Raw genomic sequence first — 15727 nt, forward strand, 5'->3', positions numbered from 1 at the left:
CTACGCCGCCACCGGCACGAGGAAGTCGCGGCCGATGCCCGCGCCGACGTCGTTGACGCGATCGAGGAACTGCGTCAGGTACGCGTGCAGGCCGGTGGCCAGGATCTCGTCGATGCGCCCGTACTGCAGGTCGGCCTGCAGCCGGCCGGCGCGGCGCAGCGTCTCGTGGCTGTGCTCGTTGGCCACCAGCCGCAGGTTGCCGACGACCTCGTTCATGCTCGCCGCCAGCGAGCGCGGCATGTCGGCGCGCAGGATCAGCAGCTCGGCGACCTTGTCGGGGCGGATCACGTTGCGGTACACCTTGCGGTAGACCTCGAAACCCGAGACCGAACGCAGGATCGCGCTCCAGTGGTAGAAGTCCACCTCCTGCGCCGGGTGCGCCGGACCCACGCCGAAGAACTCGCTGGCGCGACCCTGGAACTTCACGTCGAGCAGCCGCGCGGTGTTGTCGGCGCGCTCCAGGAAGGTGCCGATGCGCACGAAGTGCAGCGACTCGTCCATCAGCATCGTGCCCACCTGCGTGCCGCGCGTCAGGTGCGAGCGGAACTTCACCCACTCGAAGATCGCGCCGGGGTCGCGCTCGAGGCCGGCGGTGCGCAGCATGCGGTTGAATTCGAGCCAGGTCTGGTTGATCGTCTCCCAGACCTCGGTGGTCAGCGTGCCGCGCACCGCGCGCGCGTTCTCGCGCGCGGCGCGCAGGCACGAGGCGATGCTCGACGGGTTGGCCTCGTCGCGCACCATGAAGCGCATGAGGTTCGTCGGCGCGACCTCGCCGTAGCGCTCGCGAAAGCCGCCGGTCAGCTCGGAGATCGACAGCAGCCCGCGCCAGCCCTGCTCGGCCTTGTCGGCCGACTGCGGCAGCAGCGACATCTGGTAGTTGACGTCGAGCATGCGCGCGGTGTTCTCGGCACGCTCCATGTAGCGCGCCATCCAGAACAGGTGGTCGGCGGTTCGTGACAGCACGTCAGTCCTCCAGCACCCAGGTGTCCTTCGTGCCGCCGCCCTGCGACGAGTTGACGACCAGCGACCCGGCCTTCAGCGCCACGCGCGTCAGCCCGCCGGGCACCATCTGCACGCTCTGGCCCGACAGCACGAACGGGCGCAGGTCGATGTGGCGCGGCGCGATGCCGGCGTCGACGAAGGTCGGGCAGCTCGACAGCGCGAGCGTCGGCTGGGCGACGTAGTGCTGCGGGTGCGCCTCGAGCGCGCGGCGGAACGCGGCGATCTCGGCGCGGGTCGCCGCCGGCCCGACCAGCATGCCGTAGCCGCCGGCGCCGTGCACCTCCTTGACGACCAGTTCTTCGAGGTGGTCGAGCACGTACTTCAGGTGCTCGCTCTCGCGGCACAGCCAGGTCGGCACGTTGGCCAGGATCGGCTTCTCGCCGAGGTAGAACTCGATCATCTTCGGCACGTACGGGTAGATCGACTTGTCGTCGGCGACCCCGGTGCCGATCGCGTTGGCCAGGTTGATGTTGCCGCGCCGGTAGACGTCGAGCAGGCCGGCGCAGCCCAGCGTGCTGTCGGCGCGGAACGCGGCGGGGTCGAGAAAGTCGTCGTCGACGCGCCGGTAGACCACGTCGACGCGCCGCGGGCCCTGCGTCGTGCGCATGTAGACGAAGCCGTCGCGCACGAACAGGTCCTGTCCCTCGACCAGCTCGACGCCCATCTGCTGCGCGAGGAACGCGTGCTCGAAGTACGCACTGTTGTACATGCCGGGCGTGAGCACCACCACCGTCGGCTCGTTGACGCCGGCCGGCGCCACCGCGCGCAACGTGTCGAGCAGCAGGTCCGGGTAGTGCGCCACCGGCGCGATGCGGTGCGACGCGAACAGCTCGGGGAACAGCCGCATCGTCATCTTGCGGTTCTCGAGCATGTAGCTCACGCCCGACGGCACGCGCAGGTTGTCCTCGAGCACGTAGGTGGTGGCGCTGCCGTCGGCGTTGGCGGCGCGCACGATGTCGATGCCGGCGACGTGCGCGTACACGCCGCCGGGCACGTCGACGCCCGTCATCTCGCGGCGGAACTGCGCGTTGGCGAGCACCGGCTCGCCGGGCACGACGCCGGCCTTCAGGATCTCCTGGTCGTGGTAGACGTCGTCGACGAAACGGTTGAGCGCGGCCACGCGCTGGCGCAGCCCGCGCTCGATCTCGCGCCACTCGGCGCTGGGGATGATGCGCGGGATCAGGTCGAACGGGATCAGCCGCTCGGTGCCGGCACCGTCCTCGTCCTTCTCGCCGTAGACGGCGAAGGTGATGCCCACGCGCCGGAAGATCACCTCGGCCTCCTCGCGCCGGGCGGCCATCGCCTCGTGCGGCTGCTGCTGCAGCCACTGCGCGAAGGCGCGGTAGTGCTCGCGCACGCCGCCCGCGGCGTCGTGCATCTCGTCGTAAGCGGCAGTCATCGTCGACAGCTCCGTCGTGCCAGGGCGATCAAGCAACTTGCGTGCCCCACGCTGGGGCGCAGGCATCACGGACGCCGGCGTCGAGCCGGCGGGTCGTCACGCGCTCCGCCAGGTCCTGGGCGCCGCCGCCGCGGATCACGCCCTTGAGCGGCGTGACGTCGCCGAAGTCGCGCCCCACCGCGAGGCGCACGTGATCCAGATCGGGGACGCGTTCGTTGGTCGGGTCGAGTTCGAGCCAGTCGCGCGCACCATCGGCGTGCGGGCACCACAGCGGCACCCAGGCGTGCGACGCGTCGGCGCCGACCAGCGCCGCCTCGCCGGGCGGCGGCTGCGTCAGCAGGTCGCCGCTGACGTAGCGCGCCGCCAGCCCCAGCATGCGCAACGCGCCGATCGGCAGGTGCGCGAAGTCCTGGCACACGCCGCGGCGCTCGCGCCAGACCTGCGCCAGCGGCGTGTCGACGCGGGTGCTGGCGGCGACGTAGGCGATGTCGGCGTGCACGCGGCGCATCAGCGCGCGCCGCCTCGGCCGCCGGGCGCCCCGCGGTGAGCGACGCCAGCGCGTGGTCGCGCAGCGCATCCAGGCGTGCCACGCGGCGGCGGCCTCGCCGCACCACCAGGTCGGCAGCGAGGGCGTCGCCAGGTCCTCGCCGAGCAGCGCTCGCGACACCGCCGGCAGGATGCCCTGCAGCGCCGGCGTCTCGAGACACGCGCTGCCCAGCGCGTTGGCGACGACGACACGCCCGGCACGCACGGCCTCCAGCAGCCCGGGCACTCCCAGCGTCGAGTCGGCGCGCAGCTCGAGCGGGTCGCACCACGCGTCGTCGAGGCGGCCCAGTAGCGCGTGCACCGGCTCCAGCCCCCCGACGGTCTTCAGGAACACGCGGTCGTCGCGCACCGTCAGGTCGTCGCCCTCGACCACTGGCACGCCGAGGTAGCGCGCCAGCAGCGCATGCTCGTCACAGGTCTCGCTGTAAGGGCCTGCGGTCGGCAGCGCGATGCGCGGCGACCCGGCTGCGGCGACCTCGGCGGCCTGCGCCTCGACGGTGTCGAGCAGCCGGCGGTAGGCCGACGTGATCTGCTGCACGCGCAGCTCGCGAAACGCGTCGGGGAACAGCCGCGAGACGATCAGCCGGTTGTGCAGCACGTGACCCTGCCCCGAGGGGTCTTCGCAGCATTGCGCGACCACCCACCAGTGGCCGTCGGGCCCGCGCGCCAGGTCGAAGGCGACGATGTGCAGGTGCAGACCGCCCGGCGACACGGTGCCGTGCAGCGCGCGCAGGTAGCCGGGGCGCCGGTACGGCAGTGTCGCCGGCGGCAACGCGTCGTGCAGCAGGCGCTGCGGCCCGTACAGGTCGGCCATCGTCGCGTCGAGCAGCCGCGCGCGCTGCACCACGCCGCGTTCGATCGCCACCCAGTCGCCGGGCTCGACGATCAGCGGCAGCGCCTCGAGCGGCCACAGCCGCGCCGGCCCGCGCGTGCCGGTGCCGCCGTGCACGTTGTGCGTGATGCCGTCGGCGTGGACCTCCTCGGCGAGTTGGCGCGCGCGCGCGTCGATCTCGGCGCGCGCGTCGGCCACGTCGGCCGGCAGCGTCGCGAACAAGCGCTGCCAGCTGGGCCGCAGCCGGCCGTCGGCGCCGTGCAGTTCGTCGTGCGCGCCGGCGTCGCGGTCGGTGCGCAGCAGGGCCGCGAGGACGCGCGCGCCCGGCGCCTCGGGCAACGTCGGACAGAACGCGGTCATGGTGGTGCGGACGCGGTCGACGGCATGCGGGCCACCTTAGCCGAGGCGCAGGTCGAGCGTGAACGGGAATTCCCGGCTCGCGGCCGCGGGCGCCACCTGCATCGCCCCCCGGCGTTTGGCCGAAGCGGAAGAAGCGCGCCAGCCGCGGGCTCTCGGCCTCGTGGGCGTTGGCCGGGAAGCTGTCGTCGTTGCGCCCGCCGGGGTGGGCGACGTGGTGGCGGCAGCCGCCGAGCGAGCGCCGCGGCCAGTTGTCGACGACGTCGAACGTCAGCGGCGCGTGCACGCCGATCGTCGGGTGCAGCGCCGAAGGCGGCTGCCACGCGTGGCGGCGCACGCCGCAGACGGACTCGCCGAAGTGGCCCGTGCGCCGCAGCGGCAGTGCACGGCCGTTGACGGTGACCGCGTGGCGGCTGCCGTTGCGGCCCGTGACCTTGACCTCGAGTCGCTCGAGCGACGAGTCGACGTAGCCCACCGTGCCGCCGACGGCACCTTCCTCGCCCATCGCGTGCCAAGGCTCGAGCGCGCTGCGCAGGCTCAGCCCGAGGCCGGCGACGGCGATCTCGCCGATCGGCGGGAAGCGGAACTCGAAGTGCGGCGCGAACCACTGCGCGCCGAACCCGAAGCCGGCCCGCGCCAGCTCGGCGACCACGTCGTCGAGGTCCATCTGCACGAAGGTAGGCAGCACGAAGCGGTCGTGCAGCGCCGTGCCCCAACGCGCGAGCCGCGTCGCGCCGGCCGCGGTGTACGGCTGGCGCCAGAACCACGCGACGAGGGCGCGCAGCTCGAGCAGCCCGAGCCGCCCGGTGGCGCCGTCGGGCGAGGACTGCTTGTCGATGCAGAACTCGGTGCGATGCGTGTTGCCGGTGACGTCGATCGGCAGGTGGCGCAGCGTGCGGTCCACCAGCCACGGCGGCACGCCCGCCTCGGCGTCGCCCGCCGCCCGGCGGCACTGGCCCGCCTGGCGCTCGATCTCGTTCAGCGCGATCTCGACCTCGTAGACCTGGTCGTCGCGCGCCTCGTCGAAGCACGGGCTCTGGCTCGTCGGCCCGACGAACAGGCCCGAGAACAGGCAGTTCAGGCTCGAGTGGTTGTGCCACAAGCCGAGCAGGCTGGCGAGCAGGGCGGGGCGGCGCAGGAACGGGCTGTCGGCCGGCGCCGCGCCGCCGAGCGCGAAGTGGCTGCCGCCGCCGGTGCCGGTGTGGCGACCGTCGAGCATGAACTTCCCGGTGCCAAGCCGGGTCCGGTGCGCAGCCTCGTAGACGAACTCGGTGTGGTCGACGGGTTCGTCCCAGTTCGATGCCGGGTGGATGTTGACGTCGATCACGCCCGGGTCGGGCGTGACCTGCAGCACCTTCAGCCGCGGGTCGCGCGGCGGCGGGTCGCCCTCGAACACGATCTTCAGGCCCAGCTCGGCCGCCGTGGCCTCGACCGTGCCGGCCAGAGCGAGGTGGTCCTCGAGGTGCACCTGCGACGGCATGAACACGGGCAGCACGCCGCCGTCGCCGATCGATCGGCCGCCGTGCTGCGCCCCGGCTTTCGGCCCGTTCATGCGCTGCGGGTCGCGCATCTCGACGCACAGCGCCGTGCGCACGATCCAGGGCGCGCTTTCGCCGCGCTGCGGCGGCACGTCGGCGCGCAGGTGCGGCGTCACCGGCACGTGGCCGGCGCCCGCGGACCACGGCGCGCCATCGCCGCGGGGCGCGAACGCGTCGTGCTCGAGGTGCAACGCGGTCTCGCCGGCCTTGACGGTCGGCAGCGAGTCCAGCGGCAGGCCGCAGCCGATCGGCGAGTCGCCGGGGGTCGGGTACAGCCGCTCGTCGCGAACGAACCAGCGCCCGCTGATCCACTTCGGCCCCGAGGCCCCGCCTGCCACCCGCGCTCGAGCAGCAACACGTAGCCGACGTGGTCCAGCCTCTGGTCGATCACGCGGCGCAGCCGCGCGCGTTCGAGCTCGTCGTCGAGCTTCGAGTCGAACGGGTCGACGTTGACCGGCAGCCTTCGCTCGCGCCACAGGAAGTACCCGGCTTCCTCGTGGCCCGGCGTCACGTGCCTGCGGTCCAGTCCGAGGCGCGTGGCCGGCGCCGCGATGAACCGCCTCGCATCGGCGTCCGTGACGCGCGGCGGCTCGCGCTCGTCGGCAAACAGCGTCAGGGCGTGCCAGCAGGGCTGCCCGTCGTCGCGCCATGCCACCGTCAGCGCCCAGCGGGGCAGCTGCTCGCCGGGGTACCACGTGCCCTGGACGAAGCGCAGGAAGCCGCCGCTGCCGTAGCGGTCGCGCAGCTCGTCGCCCAGGTTCAGGATGCGCTGCCACTGCGCGTCGCCGTACGTCCGCGTCACGCGCGGCGACTCGTGGATGCGCGTGACCGCCATGCGGTGCTCGAACTCGACCTCGGCGCCGCTCGGGCCGTCGATGACCCTGCCGTCCGGCTCGAGCTGGACGAGCTAGCCGCAGACGAATCGCGCCGCGAGCCCGAGGTAGCGCAGCAGTTGCACCAGCAGCCAGCCGGTGCGCGGCACGAGCCGCACCCGTTCTGGAGCGTCGTCTCGGGCGTCTGCACACCCGGCTGCATCCGGATCAGGTACGCGATCTCGCGCAGCAGCCGCTGGTTCAGGCCGACGAGGAAGTCGATGCCGCGCCGGCGCTCGCGCGGAACCGTGCGCAGGAACGCCTGGAAGCGCGGTGTCGGCGGCCCCGTGGCCAGGTACGGCAGCAGGTCGTGCTTCAGCCCGGCCGCGTACTCGAACGGCACTTGCTCGAAGTCGGGGTCGAGTAAAACATGTCGAACGGGTTATGGATCGACATCTCGGCGACGAGGTCGACGGTGATGCGCAACTGCGTCGTCGTCGCGGGGAACACTCGCCGCGCGAGGTAGTCGGCAAACGGGTCCTGCTGCCAGTTGACGAAGTGCTCCACCGGCTCGATGCGCATCGAGTACGCGAGCACTGGCGTGCGGCTGTGCGGCGCCGGGCGCAGGCGCACGACGCGCGGCGACAGCGAGACGCGCCGGTCGTAGCAGTACCGCGTGACGTGGTTCAGTGCGACGTGGATGGCCACCGGCGTCCCCCCGGAAGGAATCGAAGGTTCGCAGCAACCTCCGGGCCACTGCCCCGCGCCTGCCGGCGCGCACCGGTGCGGTGCGGTGCGGTGCGGTGCGGTGCGGTGCGGTGCGACGTCGCGTCGCGTCGCGTCGCGTCAGAACCGGCGATGCCAGTATCGTCGCGCGCGATCGCGCTCGCAGGTCGGCACCGTGTCGTCGGCTCCACGCCAGCGCCAGGCGCCACAGCGGTCGCTGCGCACGACCTCGATGCCGCGTTCGGCGTAGCGCTGCAGCACCTCGTCGGCCGGGTGGCCGAAGCGGTTGCGGTACCCGGCCTGCACCCAGGCCACCCGCGGCGCGACGGCGTCCAGGAACAGGGCGCTCGACGACGTTCGGCTGCCGTGGTGCGGCACCAGCAACCCGTCGCTGCGCAGGCGTTCGCCGACGCGACGCACCAGCGCCGCCTCCTGCGCCGCCTCGATGTCGCCGGCGAGCAGCACGGCGCGGCCGCGCTCGTCGACCACACGCAGCACGCAGCTCAGCGCGTTGGGCCTGAGCCCGCGCGTGTGGTCGTCGGCCGGCGGGTGCAGCAGCTCGAACTCGACGCCGTCCCAGCGCCAGCGCTCGCCGGCCTCGCAGCGGCGCGCCGCCGCGGCGACGGGCACCGCGGCGCCCTCGGGCACGGCGCCGATCACGCGCCGCACCGGCAGCGCCGCGAGCACCGCTGCGGCGCCGCCGACGTGGTCGGTGTCGCGGTGGCTGAGCACGAGCGCGTCGAGCCGCCGCACACCGAGTGAACGCAGCAGTGGCACCAGCACACGCTGCCCGGCGTCGCTGTCGCGCGAGTACTGCGGCCCGGCGTCGTACAGCAAGGCGTGGCGCGCGGTGCGCAGCAGCACCGCGCTGCCCTGCCCGACGTCGGCGACCAGCAGTTCGTAGCGCCCGTGCGGCGGTCGCTCGACCGCAGGCCACAGCAACGGCAGCACCAGCGGCAACGCCAGCGCGCGCAAGCGCCAAGGCAGCGGCGCGATCAGCAGCGCTGCCGCCAGCAACCCCGCAAGCTGCGTCCACCAGGGTGCCGCGGCGGCGACGTGCACCGCCGCCGGCCACGCCGCCAGCGATCCCAGCGCGATGGACAGCGCGCCGACGACGACGGCGCCCAGGTCCCACGCCGCAGGCACGATGGCGCCGAGCAGCGCCAGCGGCGTGACGACCAGCGTGACGACGGGGATCGCGACCAGGTTGGCGACGAAACCCACCAGCGACACCTGCTGGAACAGCACCAGCGTCAGCGGGGCCAGCCCGACGGTCGCGACGACCTGCGTTCGCAGCGCGCCGCGCACCGCGCGCCACAGCCGTGCGGCGCGCGACGCCACCCTGTCGTTTGACGCCGCCGCCGGCTGCGACCCCATCAGCAGCCCGACGGCGACGAACGACAGCCAGAACCCCGGTTGCAGCAGCGCCCAGGGGTCGACGGCGCTGACGGCCACCGCGGCGGCGAGCAGCACCAGCGGCCAGGGCCATTGCCGCCCGAGGCTGGCCAGTGCCGCTGCGGTGACCAGCATCCACACGGTGCGCTGCGCCGGCACGCCCCAGCCGGCGAGCAGCGCGTAGGCCGCGGCCGCGCCGACACCGCCCCAGCGCGCCGCGGTCGGCGCAGGCAGCCACAGCACCAGCCGCGCGCTGCGCCGCCAGGCGGCGGCCACCAGCGCGCCGGCGCCCCAGGCGAACATCGTGACGTGCAGTCCGCTGATCGCCACCAGGTGCGCGGTGCCGGTGGCGCGGAACACGTCCCAGTCGCTGCGGTCGATCGCCGCCTGGTCGCCCACCGACAGGCCGGCCAGCACGCCGGCGGCGCGCGGGTCGTCCGCGACGCGCGCGAACACCGCATCGCGCACGCGCTGACGCCAGCGCTCGACGCGCTGGCCGACGCGCGACGCGAGCCGCACCGGCGGCGGCGCGGCGGCGCCGTCGCGCACGTAGCCGGTGGCGCGCACGCCGCGCTCGAACAGCCACAGCTCGAAGTCGAACCCGTGCGGGTTGACCTGCCCGTGCGGCGCGCGCAGCCGCGCGGTCAGCCGCCAGCGCTGCCCGGCCTCGAGGTCGGACCCCGGGCCCGCCGTCGAGCCCTGCGCGCGGTCGCCGTACCAGCCCAGCGACACGCGCCGCGGCACGTCCACCGGGCAGCCGTGACGATGCGCGCGCTCGACCTCGAACGTGAAGCGCACGCCGGCGCTGACCTGCCGCGGCAGACTCGCGACGACGCCGACGAGTTCGAGGTCCTGCCCCTCGAGCGACTCAGGCAGCGCCTCTTGCAGCCGTTGCGCGGCGAGCGTGCTGGCCCAGGCGAAGCCCAGCGCGGCCACCGCGGGCAGTGCCAGCCCGCGCCACGCGCGACGGCGCGCCAGCGCCGCCGTGGCGATGCCCGCCAGCGCCGCGCCGAGCAGCGCGGCGAGCGTCGCGGAGTCGGCCAGCTCGCGCTGCTGCAACTGCACGCCGATCCCGGCCAGCCAAGCGAACGCCAGCGCGGCGAGCGTGCCGCCGCCCGGGGCGTCGCCGCGCAGGGCCTGCATCGGGCCAGTGTAGGATTCGCGCCTTCCGCCAGACCCCCCTCCGACAGGGGCCAGACCATGGCCGACCCGACCGCCACCCCCTCCGTCGCCGCCCGCCTGCGCTCGCTGGGCATCACGCTGCCGCCGCTGGCGGTGCCAGCCGCGGCGTACGTGCCGTTCGTGCGCAGCGGTTCGCTGGTGTTCGTCTCCGGCCACATCGCGCGCCGCGACGGCAAGCCCTGGGTCGGGCAGCTCGGCCTGACGATGGGCACCGACGAGGGCCGGGCGGCGGCGCGCGCGGTCGCGATCGACCTGATGGGCACGCTCGCCGCCGCGGTCGACGGCGACCTCGACCGCGTCGCGCGCATCGTCAAGGTGCTCGGCCTGGTCAACAGCACGCCGACCTACACCGAGCAGCACCTGGTGACCAACGGCTGCTCCGAACTGCTCGCACAGGTGTTCGCCGATGCCGGCGCGCATGCGCGCAGCGCGTTCGGCGTGGCACAGCTGCCGATGGGCGCGTGCGTCGAGATCGAGCTGATCGCCGAGCTGCGCTGAACACGATGCCGTCGCCGCGAGCCGGTTTCGCCGTCGGTGCGCTGCTGAGCGTGGCCGCGGTCGGCGCCGCGCTGGTGTCGCAGCATGTGTACGACATGCAGCCGTGCCCGTGGTGCGTGCTGCAGCGGCTGGTGTTCGTCGCGATCGCCGCGGCCTGCGTGCTCGGGCTGCTGTGGACCGGCCGCGCCGGGCGCGCGGCGGCGGCGCTGCTCACGCTGGCGCTGGCCGCCGGCGGCGTCGCGTCGGCGGTCTACCAGAACCAGGTCGCGGCGAAGAGCGAGTCGTGCGCCTTCACGTTCCCAGAACGCTTCATCGCCGCCACCGGCCTCGACGGCTGGCTGCCCGACGTGTTCCAGGCGCGCGCCAGCTGCATCGACGCCGCGGTCGACCTGCTCGGCGTGCCGTACGAGTTCTACAGCCTGGCGCTGTTCCTGCTGATCGGCGCCGGGTCGATCGCACTGCTGCGCCGGGGCTGACGCATCGACGGCGCGCGCCGTCCGCCGGGCGGGTCTACCCGGCGACGTGCGTCACCTTCGCGAACCCGTCGACCTTGTGTCCCTTGCGCGCGCGCCGCCCCTGGTGCGACGCCAGTGCGGCGCCGCGCAGCACCGCCTCGCGCGCCTTGCCGCCCCGGCCGCTGCCTTGCACCGCGAGCGCGTCGGCGCAGGTCGCGACCGCCTGCAGCGGCGCCTTCGCGTCGACGTCCATCAGCGTCAGACCGCGCCCGCCGTTGGGCTGCAGCTTGAGCTCGTCGCGGCCGAACACCAGCAGCCGGCCGTCGCCGGCCAGGCACGCGACGCGGTCGTGCGAGGGCTGCACGACGGCCGGCGCGAGCACCTGCTCGCCGGCGTCGACGCTGAGGAAGGTCTTGCCCCCGCGCGGGCGGCTGGTCAGGTCGCCGATGCGCGCGAGCAGCCCGAAGCCGCCGCTGCCGGCGAGCAGCAGCGTGGTGTCCGGGGCGCCGGCGACGTAGTGCGCCGGCTGCGTGCCGGCTTCGAGGTCGATCAGCGTCGTGATCGGCGCGCCGTCGCCGCGCCCGCCGGGCAGGTTGGCCACCGCGACCGTGTACACGCGCCCGTTGCTGCCGAACACGATCAGCACATCGACGCTGCGGCACGCGAAGACGCCGTACAGCGCGTCGCCGGCCTTGAAGCCCAGCGTCGCGACGTCGACCTCGTGGCCCTTGAGCGCGCGCACCCAGCCCTTGCGGCTGACGACCACCGTCACCGGCTCGTCGACCACGCGCACCTCGGCCACGGCACGCCTGTCGGCCTGGATCAGCGTGCGCCGCGCATCGCCGAACTGCTTCGCGTCGGCCTCGATCTCGCGGATCAGCGTGCGCTTGAGCGCGGCCGCGCTGCCCAGGATCTCCTCGAGCCTGCCCTGCTCGCCGCGCAGGTCCTTGAGTTCCTGCTCGATGCGGATCGCCTCGAGCCGCGCCAGCTGGCGCAGCCGGATCTCGAGGATGTCCTCGGCCTGCCGGTCGCTCAGCTCGAAGGCGGCGATCAGCGCCGGCTTGGGCTCGTCCGACTCGCGGATGATGCGGATCACCTCGTCGATGTTCAGCAGCACCAGCTGCCGGCCCTCGAGCACGTGGATGCGGTCGAGCACCCTGGCCAGCCGGTGGCGCGTTCGGCGCTGCACCGTGTCGCGGCGAAAACCGATCCACTCGACGAGCACCTGGCGCAGGCCCTTGAGCGTCGGGCGGCCGTCGGCGCCGACCATCGTCAGGTTGATCGGTGCGCTCGTCTCGAGGCTGGTGTGCGCGAGCAGCGTGTTGACGAGCGACTGCGGCTCGACGCTGCGGCTCTTCGGCTCGAACACCAGGCGCACCGGCGCGTCCTTGCTCGACTCGTCGCGCACCGCGTCGAGCACCGCGAGCACGGTCTGCTTGAGCTGCAGCTGGTCGGCGCCGAGCGCCTTCTTGCCCGCCTTGACCTTCGGGTTGGTCAGCTCCTCGATCTCCTCGAGCACCTTCGCCGCGCTGGTGCCCGGCGGCAGCTCGGTGACGACGAGCTGCCACTGCCCGCGCGCGAGGTCCTCGATCGTCCAACGCGCGCGCACCTTCAGGCTGCCGCGGCCGCCGGCGTAGGCGTCGCGGATGTCGGCGTCGGCGCTGATGATCTGCCCGCCGCCGGGGTAGTCGGGGCCGGGCAGCAACGCGAACAGCTCGTCGTCGGCGAGCTTCTCGTCGCGGATCAGCGCGACCGCCGCGGCGGCGACCTCGCGCAGGTTGTGGCTGGGGATCTCGGTGGCCAGACCGACCGCGATGCCGCTGGCGCCGTTGAGCAGCACGAACGGCAGCCGCGCCGGCAGCAGCTTCGGCTCGTCGGTCGAGCCGTCGTAGTTGGGCTGGAAGTCGACCGTGCCTTCGTCGATCTCGTCGAGCAGCAGCCGCGCGATGGCGCTCAGTCGCGCCTCGGTGTAGCGCATCGCCGCGGCGCCGTCGCCGTCGCGGCTGCCGAAGTTGCCCTGGCCGTCGATCAGCGGGTAGCGCAGGCTGAAGCCCTGCGCCATGCGCACCAGCGCGTCGTAGGCGGCGGTGTCGCCGTGCGGGTGGAACTTGCCGAGCACGTCGCCGACCACGCGCGCGCTCTTGACGGGCTTGGCGTTGGCCGCCAGCCCCATGCGCTGCATCGAATACAGGATGCGGCGCTGCACCGGCTTCTGGCCGTCGCAGACGTCGGGCAGCGCGCGGCCCTTGACCACGCTGAGCGCGTATTCCAGGTACGCGCGCTCGGCGTAGTCGGCCAGCGCGAGCGCGTCGTCGTCCGACGCGGCGGCAGCGGAGAAGAGATCGTTCATCGTCGCAAGGGGGGTCGGTGGTCACCGGGTGCACACCGGGGCCGGGATTGTCGGCCAGGCCGCGCGCGCGTGGCGCTCAGCCGTCTTCGTCGCCGAGCGCGACGCGCGCCTCGTACTCGCGGTCGAGCATGCTCATCACGACCAGCGTGTCGTAGCCGTCGGCGAGGTCCGACGACACGCGCACGCTCTCGCGCAGCCGCCCCTCCTCGACGAAACCCTCGCTGGCGTACAGCGCGAGCGCACGCCGGTTCAGGCTCTTCACGTCGAGCCAGAAGCGGTGCGCGTGCAGGTCGCGGAACGCGATGCGCTTGAGCAGGCGCACGCAGGCGCGGCCGTAGCCCAGGCCCTTGGGCTGCAGCACGATGCGCTTGAGCTCGACCGAGCGGTGCGGGCTGCGGCAGCCCTGCAGGATCACGAAGCCGGCGCTGGCGAAGTGTTCGCCGCACTCGACGATGAAGTGGCGGAAGTCCGGAAAGCGCACCGCACCCTCGTGCTGCGTGCGTTCCCACGGCGTGATGAACGGCAGGTTGTGGCTGTCGACCTCGACCTGGTGCACGAAGTCCAGGTCCGACAGCATCGTCGGGCGCAGCCGCACGCGCAGCAGGGCCTCAGACATCGACTTCGACCGCGTCGCCGCGCAGTTCCATCAGCTCGCGCCGCGCCGCCGCCTCGCCCTTGCCCATCAGCCGGTTCAGCGACTTCACCGTCGCGTCGAAGCCGAGCGCCGCGAACGACACCGGCAGCAGCCGCCGCGTGTCGGGGTTCAGCGTGGTCTCCCACAGCTGCTCGGCGTTCATCTCGCCGAGGCCCTTGAAGCGGCTGATCGTCCAGCTGCCGTCCCTTGCGCCTTCCTTGCGCAGCTTGTCGAGCGCCGCCTCGAGCTCGCCGTCGTCGAGCGCGTAGATCTTCGCCGCCGGTTTCCTGCCGCGCGCCGGCGCGTCGACGCGGTACAGCGGCGGGCGCGCGATGTACACGTGCCCGCGTTCGACGAGCGTCGGGAAGTGGCGGAAGAACAGCGTCAGCAGCAGCACCTGGATGTGCGAGCCGTCGACGTCGGCGTCGCTCAAGATGCACACCTTGCCGTAGCGCAGCCCCGACAGGTCGGGCGCGTCGTTCGGCCCGTGCGGGTCGACGCCAATCGCCACCGCGATGTCGTGGATCTCGTTGTTGCGGAACAGCAGGTCGCGCTCGACCTCCCAGGCGTTGAGCACCTTGCCGCGCAGCGGCAGCACCGCCTGTGTCTCCTTGTCGCGTCCCATCTTCGCGCTGCCGCCGGCGCTGTCGCCCTCGACGAGGAACACCTCGTTGCGGCTCAGGTCGCGGCTCTCGCAGTCGGTGAGCTTGCCCGGCAGCACGGCCACGCCCGAGCCCTTCTTCTTCTCGACCTTCTGCGCCGCACGCTGGCGCACCTGCGCCTGGCGGATCACGAGTTCGGCCAGTTTCCTGCCGACCTCGACGTGCTGGTTCAGCCACAGCTCGAGCGCCGGGCGCACGTAGCTCGACACCAGCCGCAGCGCGTCGCGGCTGTTCAGCCGCTCCTTGATCTGGCCCTGGAACTGCGGGTCGAGCACCTTGGCCGACAGCACGAAGCTGGCGCGCGAGAACACGTCGTCGCTCATCAGCTTGACGCCCTTGGGCAGCAGCGCGTGCATCTCGATGAAGCCCTTGACGGCGGCGAACAGGCCGTCCTTCAGGCCCGCCTCGTGCGTGCCACCGGCCACCGTGGGGATCAGGTTGACGTAGCTCTCGCGCAGCACCGCGCCCTCGTCGGTGAAGGCGACGCACCACGCGGCGCCCTCGCCTTCGGCGAAGTTCTCGGTCTCGCCCTCCCCGGCGTAGTGCTCGCCCTCGAACAGCGGGATCAGCGGCTCGGCCGGCAGCGACTGCAGCAGGTAGTCGCGCAGGCCGCCCTTGTACAGCCAGGTCTGAACCTCGGGCTCCTTCTGGCCGCTCTTCTCGACGCTCAGCGTCACCGTCACGCCCGGCATCAGCACCGCCTTGCTGCGCAGCAGGTGCGTCAGCTCGTGCTTCGGCAGCTCGACGCCGTCAAAGTACTTCGGGTCAGGCCACACGCGCACCTGCGTGCCGTGCCTTCGCTCGCCGGGCTGCGCCCTGCGCCTGCCGAGCGGCTGCGCGACGTCGCCGCCGGCGAAGCCGATCGTCGCCACCTCGGCGTCGCGCCACACCGTGACCTGCAGCTTCTTCGCCAGCGCATTGGTCACGCTGACGCCGACGCCGTGCAGGCCGCCGGAGAAGCTGTACGCGCCGCCGGCGCCCTTGTCGAACTTGCCGCCGGCGTGCAGCCGCGTGAACACGATCTCGACCACCGGCACGCCTTCGTCGGGGTGCAACCCGAACGGGATGCCGCGCCCGTCGTCGTCGACGCTGACCGAGCCGTCGGCGTGCAGCGTCACGCCGATGCGCTTGCCGAAGCCGGCGAGCGCCTCGTCGGCGGCGTTGTCGATGACCTCCTGCACGACGTGCAGCGGGTTGTCGGTGCGCGTATACATGCCCGGGCGCTGCTTCACGGGCTCGAGGCCCTTGAGCACGCGGATCGAGGCTTCCTCGTAGCGGGGGGTCTTGCTGCTGGGCATCGCGGCATTCTAGGAAGCCGGCAGCGCGCGCCCGATTCCTG

9 protein-coding genes and 1 pseudogene are annotated in these 15727 nt (G+C 73.0%); 2 read left to right on the plus strand and 8 right to left on the minus strand.

Annotated features, from left to right (window positions below):
- From PKC53_RS09790 to PKC53_RS09810, 5 genes and pseudogenes are all read right to left on the minus strand, one after another.
- The gene (locus PKC53_RS09790; RefSeq protein WP_324428294.1) at positions 1–963 is read right to left on the minus strand and encodes an alpha-E domain-containing protein; all 963 of its coding nucleotides are present in this window, start codon (positions 961–963) and stop codon (positions 1–3) included.
- Between the two features lies 1 nt (position 964).
- Positions 965–2401 carry a circularly permuted type 2 ATP-grasp protein gene (locus tag PKC53_RS09795; RefSeq protein WP_324428295.1) on the minus strand — a complete coding sequence of 479 codons (1437 nt, stop codon included), beginning with the start codon at positions 2399–2401 and terminating at the stop codon, positions 965–967.
- A gap of 28 nt (positions 2402–2429) precedes the next feature.
- Positions 2430–4139 (minus strand): circularly permuted type 2 ATP-grasp protein, encoded by a 1710-nt coding sequence (locus PKC53_RS09800; protein WP_324428296.1) that lies wholly within the window; start codon positions 4137–4139, stop codon positions 2430–2432.
- Between the two features lie 36 nt (positions 4140–4175).
- Positions 4176–7194: pseudogene (locus tag PKC53_RS09805) on the minus strand (transglutaminase family protein).
- A gap of 138 nt (positions 7195–7332) precedes the next feature.
- On the minus strand, positions 7333–9750 hold the full coding sequence (locus PKC53_RS09810) for a DNA internalization-related competence protein ComEC/Rec2 (protein ID WP_324428297.1): 2418 nt from the start codon (positions 9748–9750) through the stop codon (positions 7333–7335).
- 57 nt (positions 9751–9807) lie between these two features.
- Between PKC53_RS09810 and PKC53_RS09815 the strand changes: the two genes are divergently transcribed.
- A complete protein-coding gene (locus PKC53_RS09815) occupies positions 9808–10287 on the plus strand; it encodes a RidA family protein (RefSeq protein WP_324428298.1) in 480 nt (159 codons plus the stop codon).
- Between the two features lie 5 nt (positions 10288–10292).
- Entirely contained in the window at positions 10293–10763 is a 471-nt protein-coding gene (locus PKC53_RS09820) for a disulfide bond formation protein B (RefSeq protein ID WP_324428299.1), read from the plus strand.
- 34 nt (positions 10764–10797) lie between these two features.
- Here PKC53_RS09820 and parC read toward each other — a convergent pair whose 3' ends face one another.
- From parC to PKC53_RS09835, 3 genes are all read right to left on the minus strand, one after another.
- A complete protein-coding gene (gene parC, locus PKC53_RS09825; protein ID WP_324428300.1) occupies positions 10798–13092 on the minus strand; it encodes a DNA topoisomerase IV subunit A in 2295 nt (764 codons plus the stop codon).
- A 76-nt stretch (positions 13093–13168) separates the two neighbouring features.
- Positions 13169–13708 (minus strand): GNAT family protein, encoded by a 540-nt coding sequence (locus PKC53_RS09830; protein ID WP_324428301.1) that lies wholly within the window; start codon positions 13706–13708, stop codon positions 13169–13171.
- Positions 13701–15686, minus strand: coding sequence for a DNA topoisomerase IV subunit B (locus tag PKC53_RS09835; RefSeq protein WP_324428302.1), 1986 nt, complete (start codon positions 15684–15686; stop codon positions 13701–13703). The genes PKC53_RS09830 and PKC53_RS09835 overlap by 8 nt, the downstream gene beginning before the upstream one ends.
- Positions 15687–15727: the final 41 nt, after the last annotated feature.

This window comes from Azohydromonas sp., assembly GCF_035325925.1.
GTDB lineage: Bacteria > Pseudomonadota > Gammaproteobacteria > Burkholderiales > Burkholderiaceae_C > Calidifontimicrobium.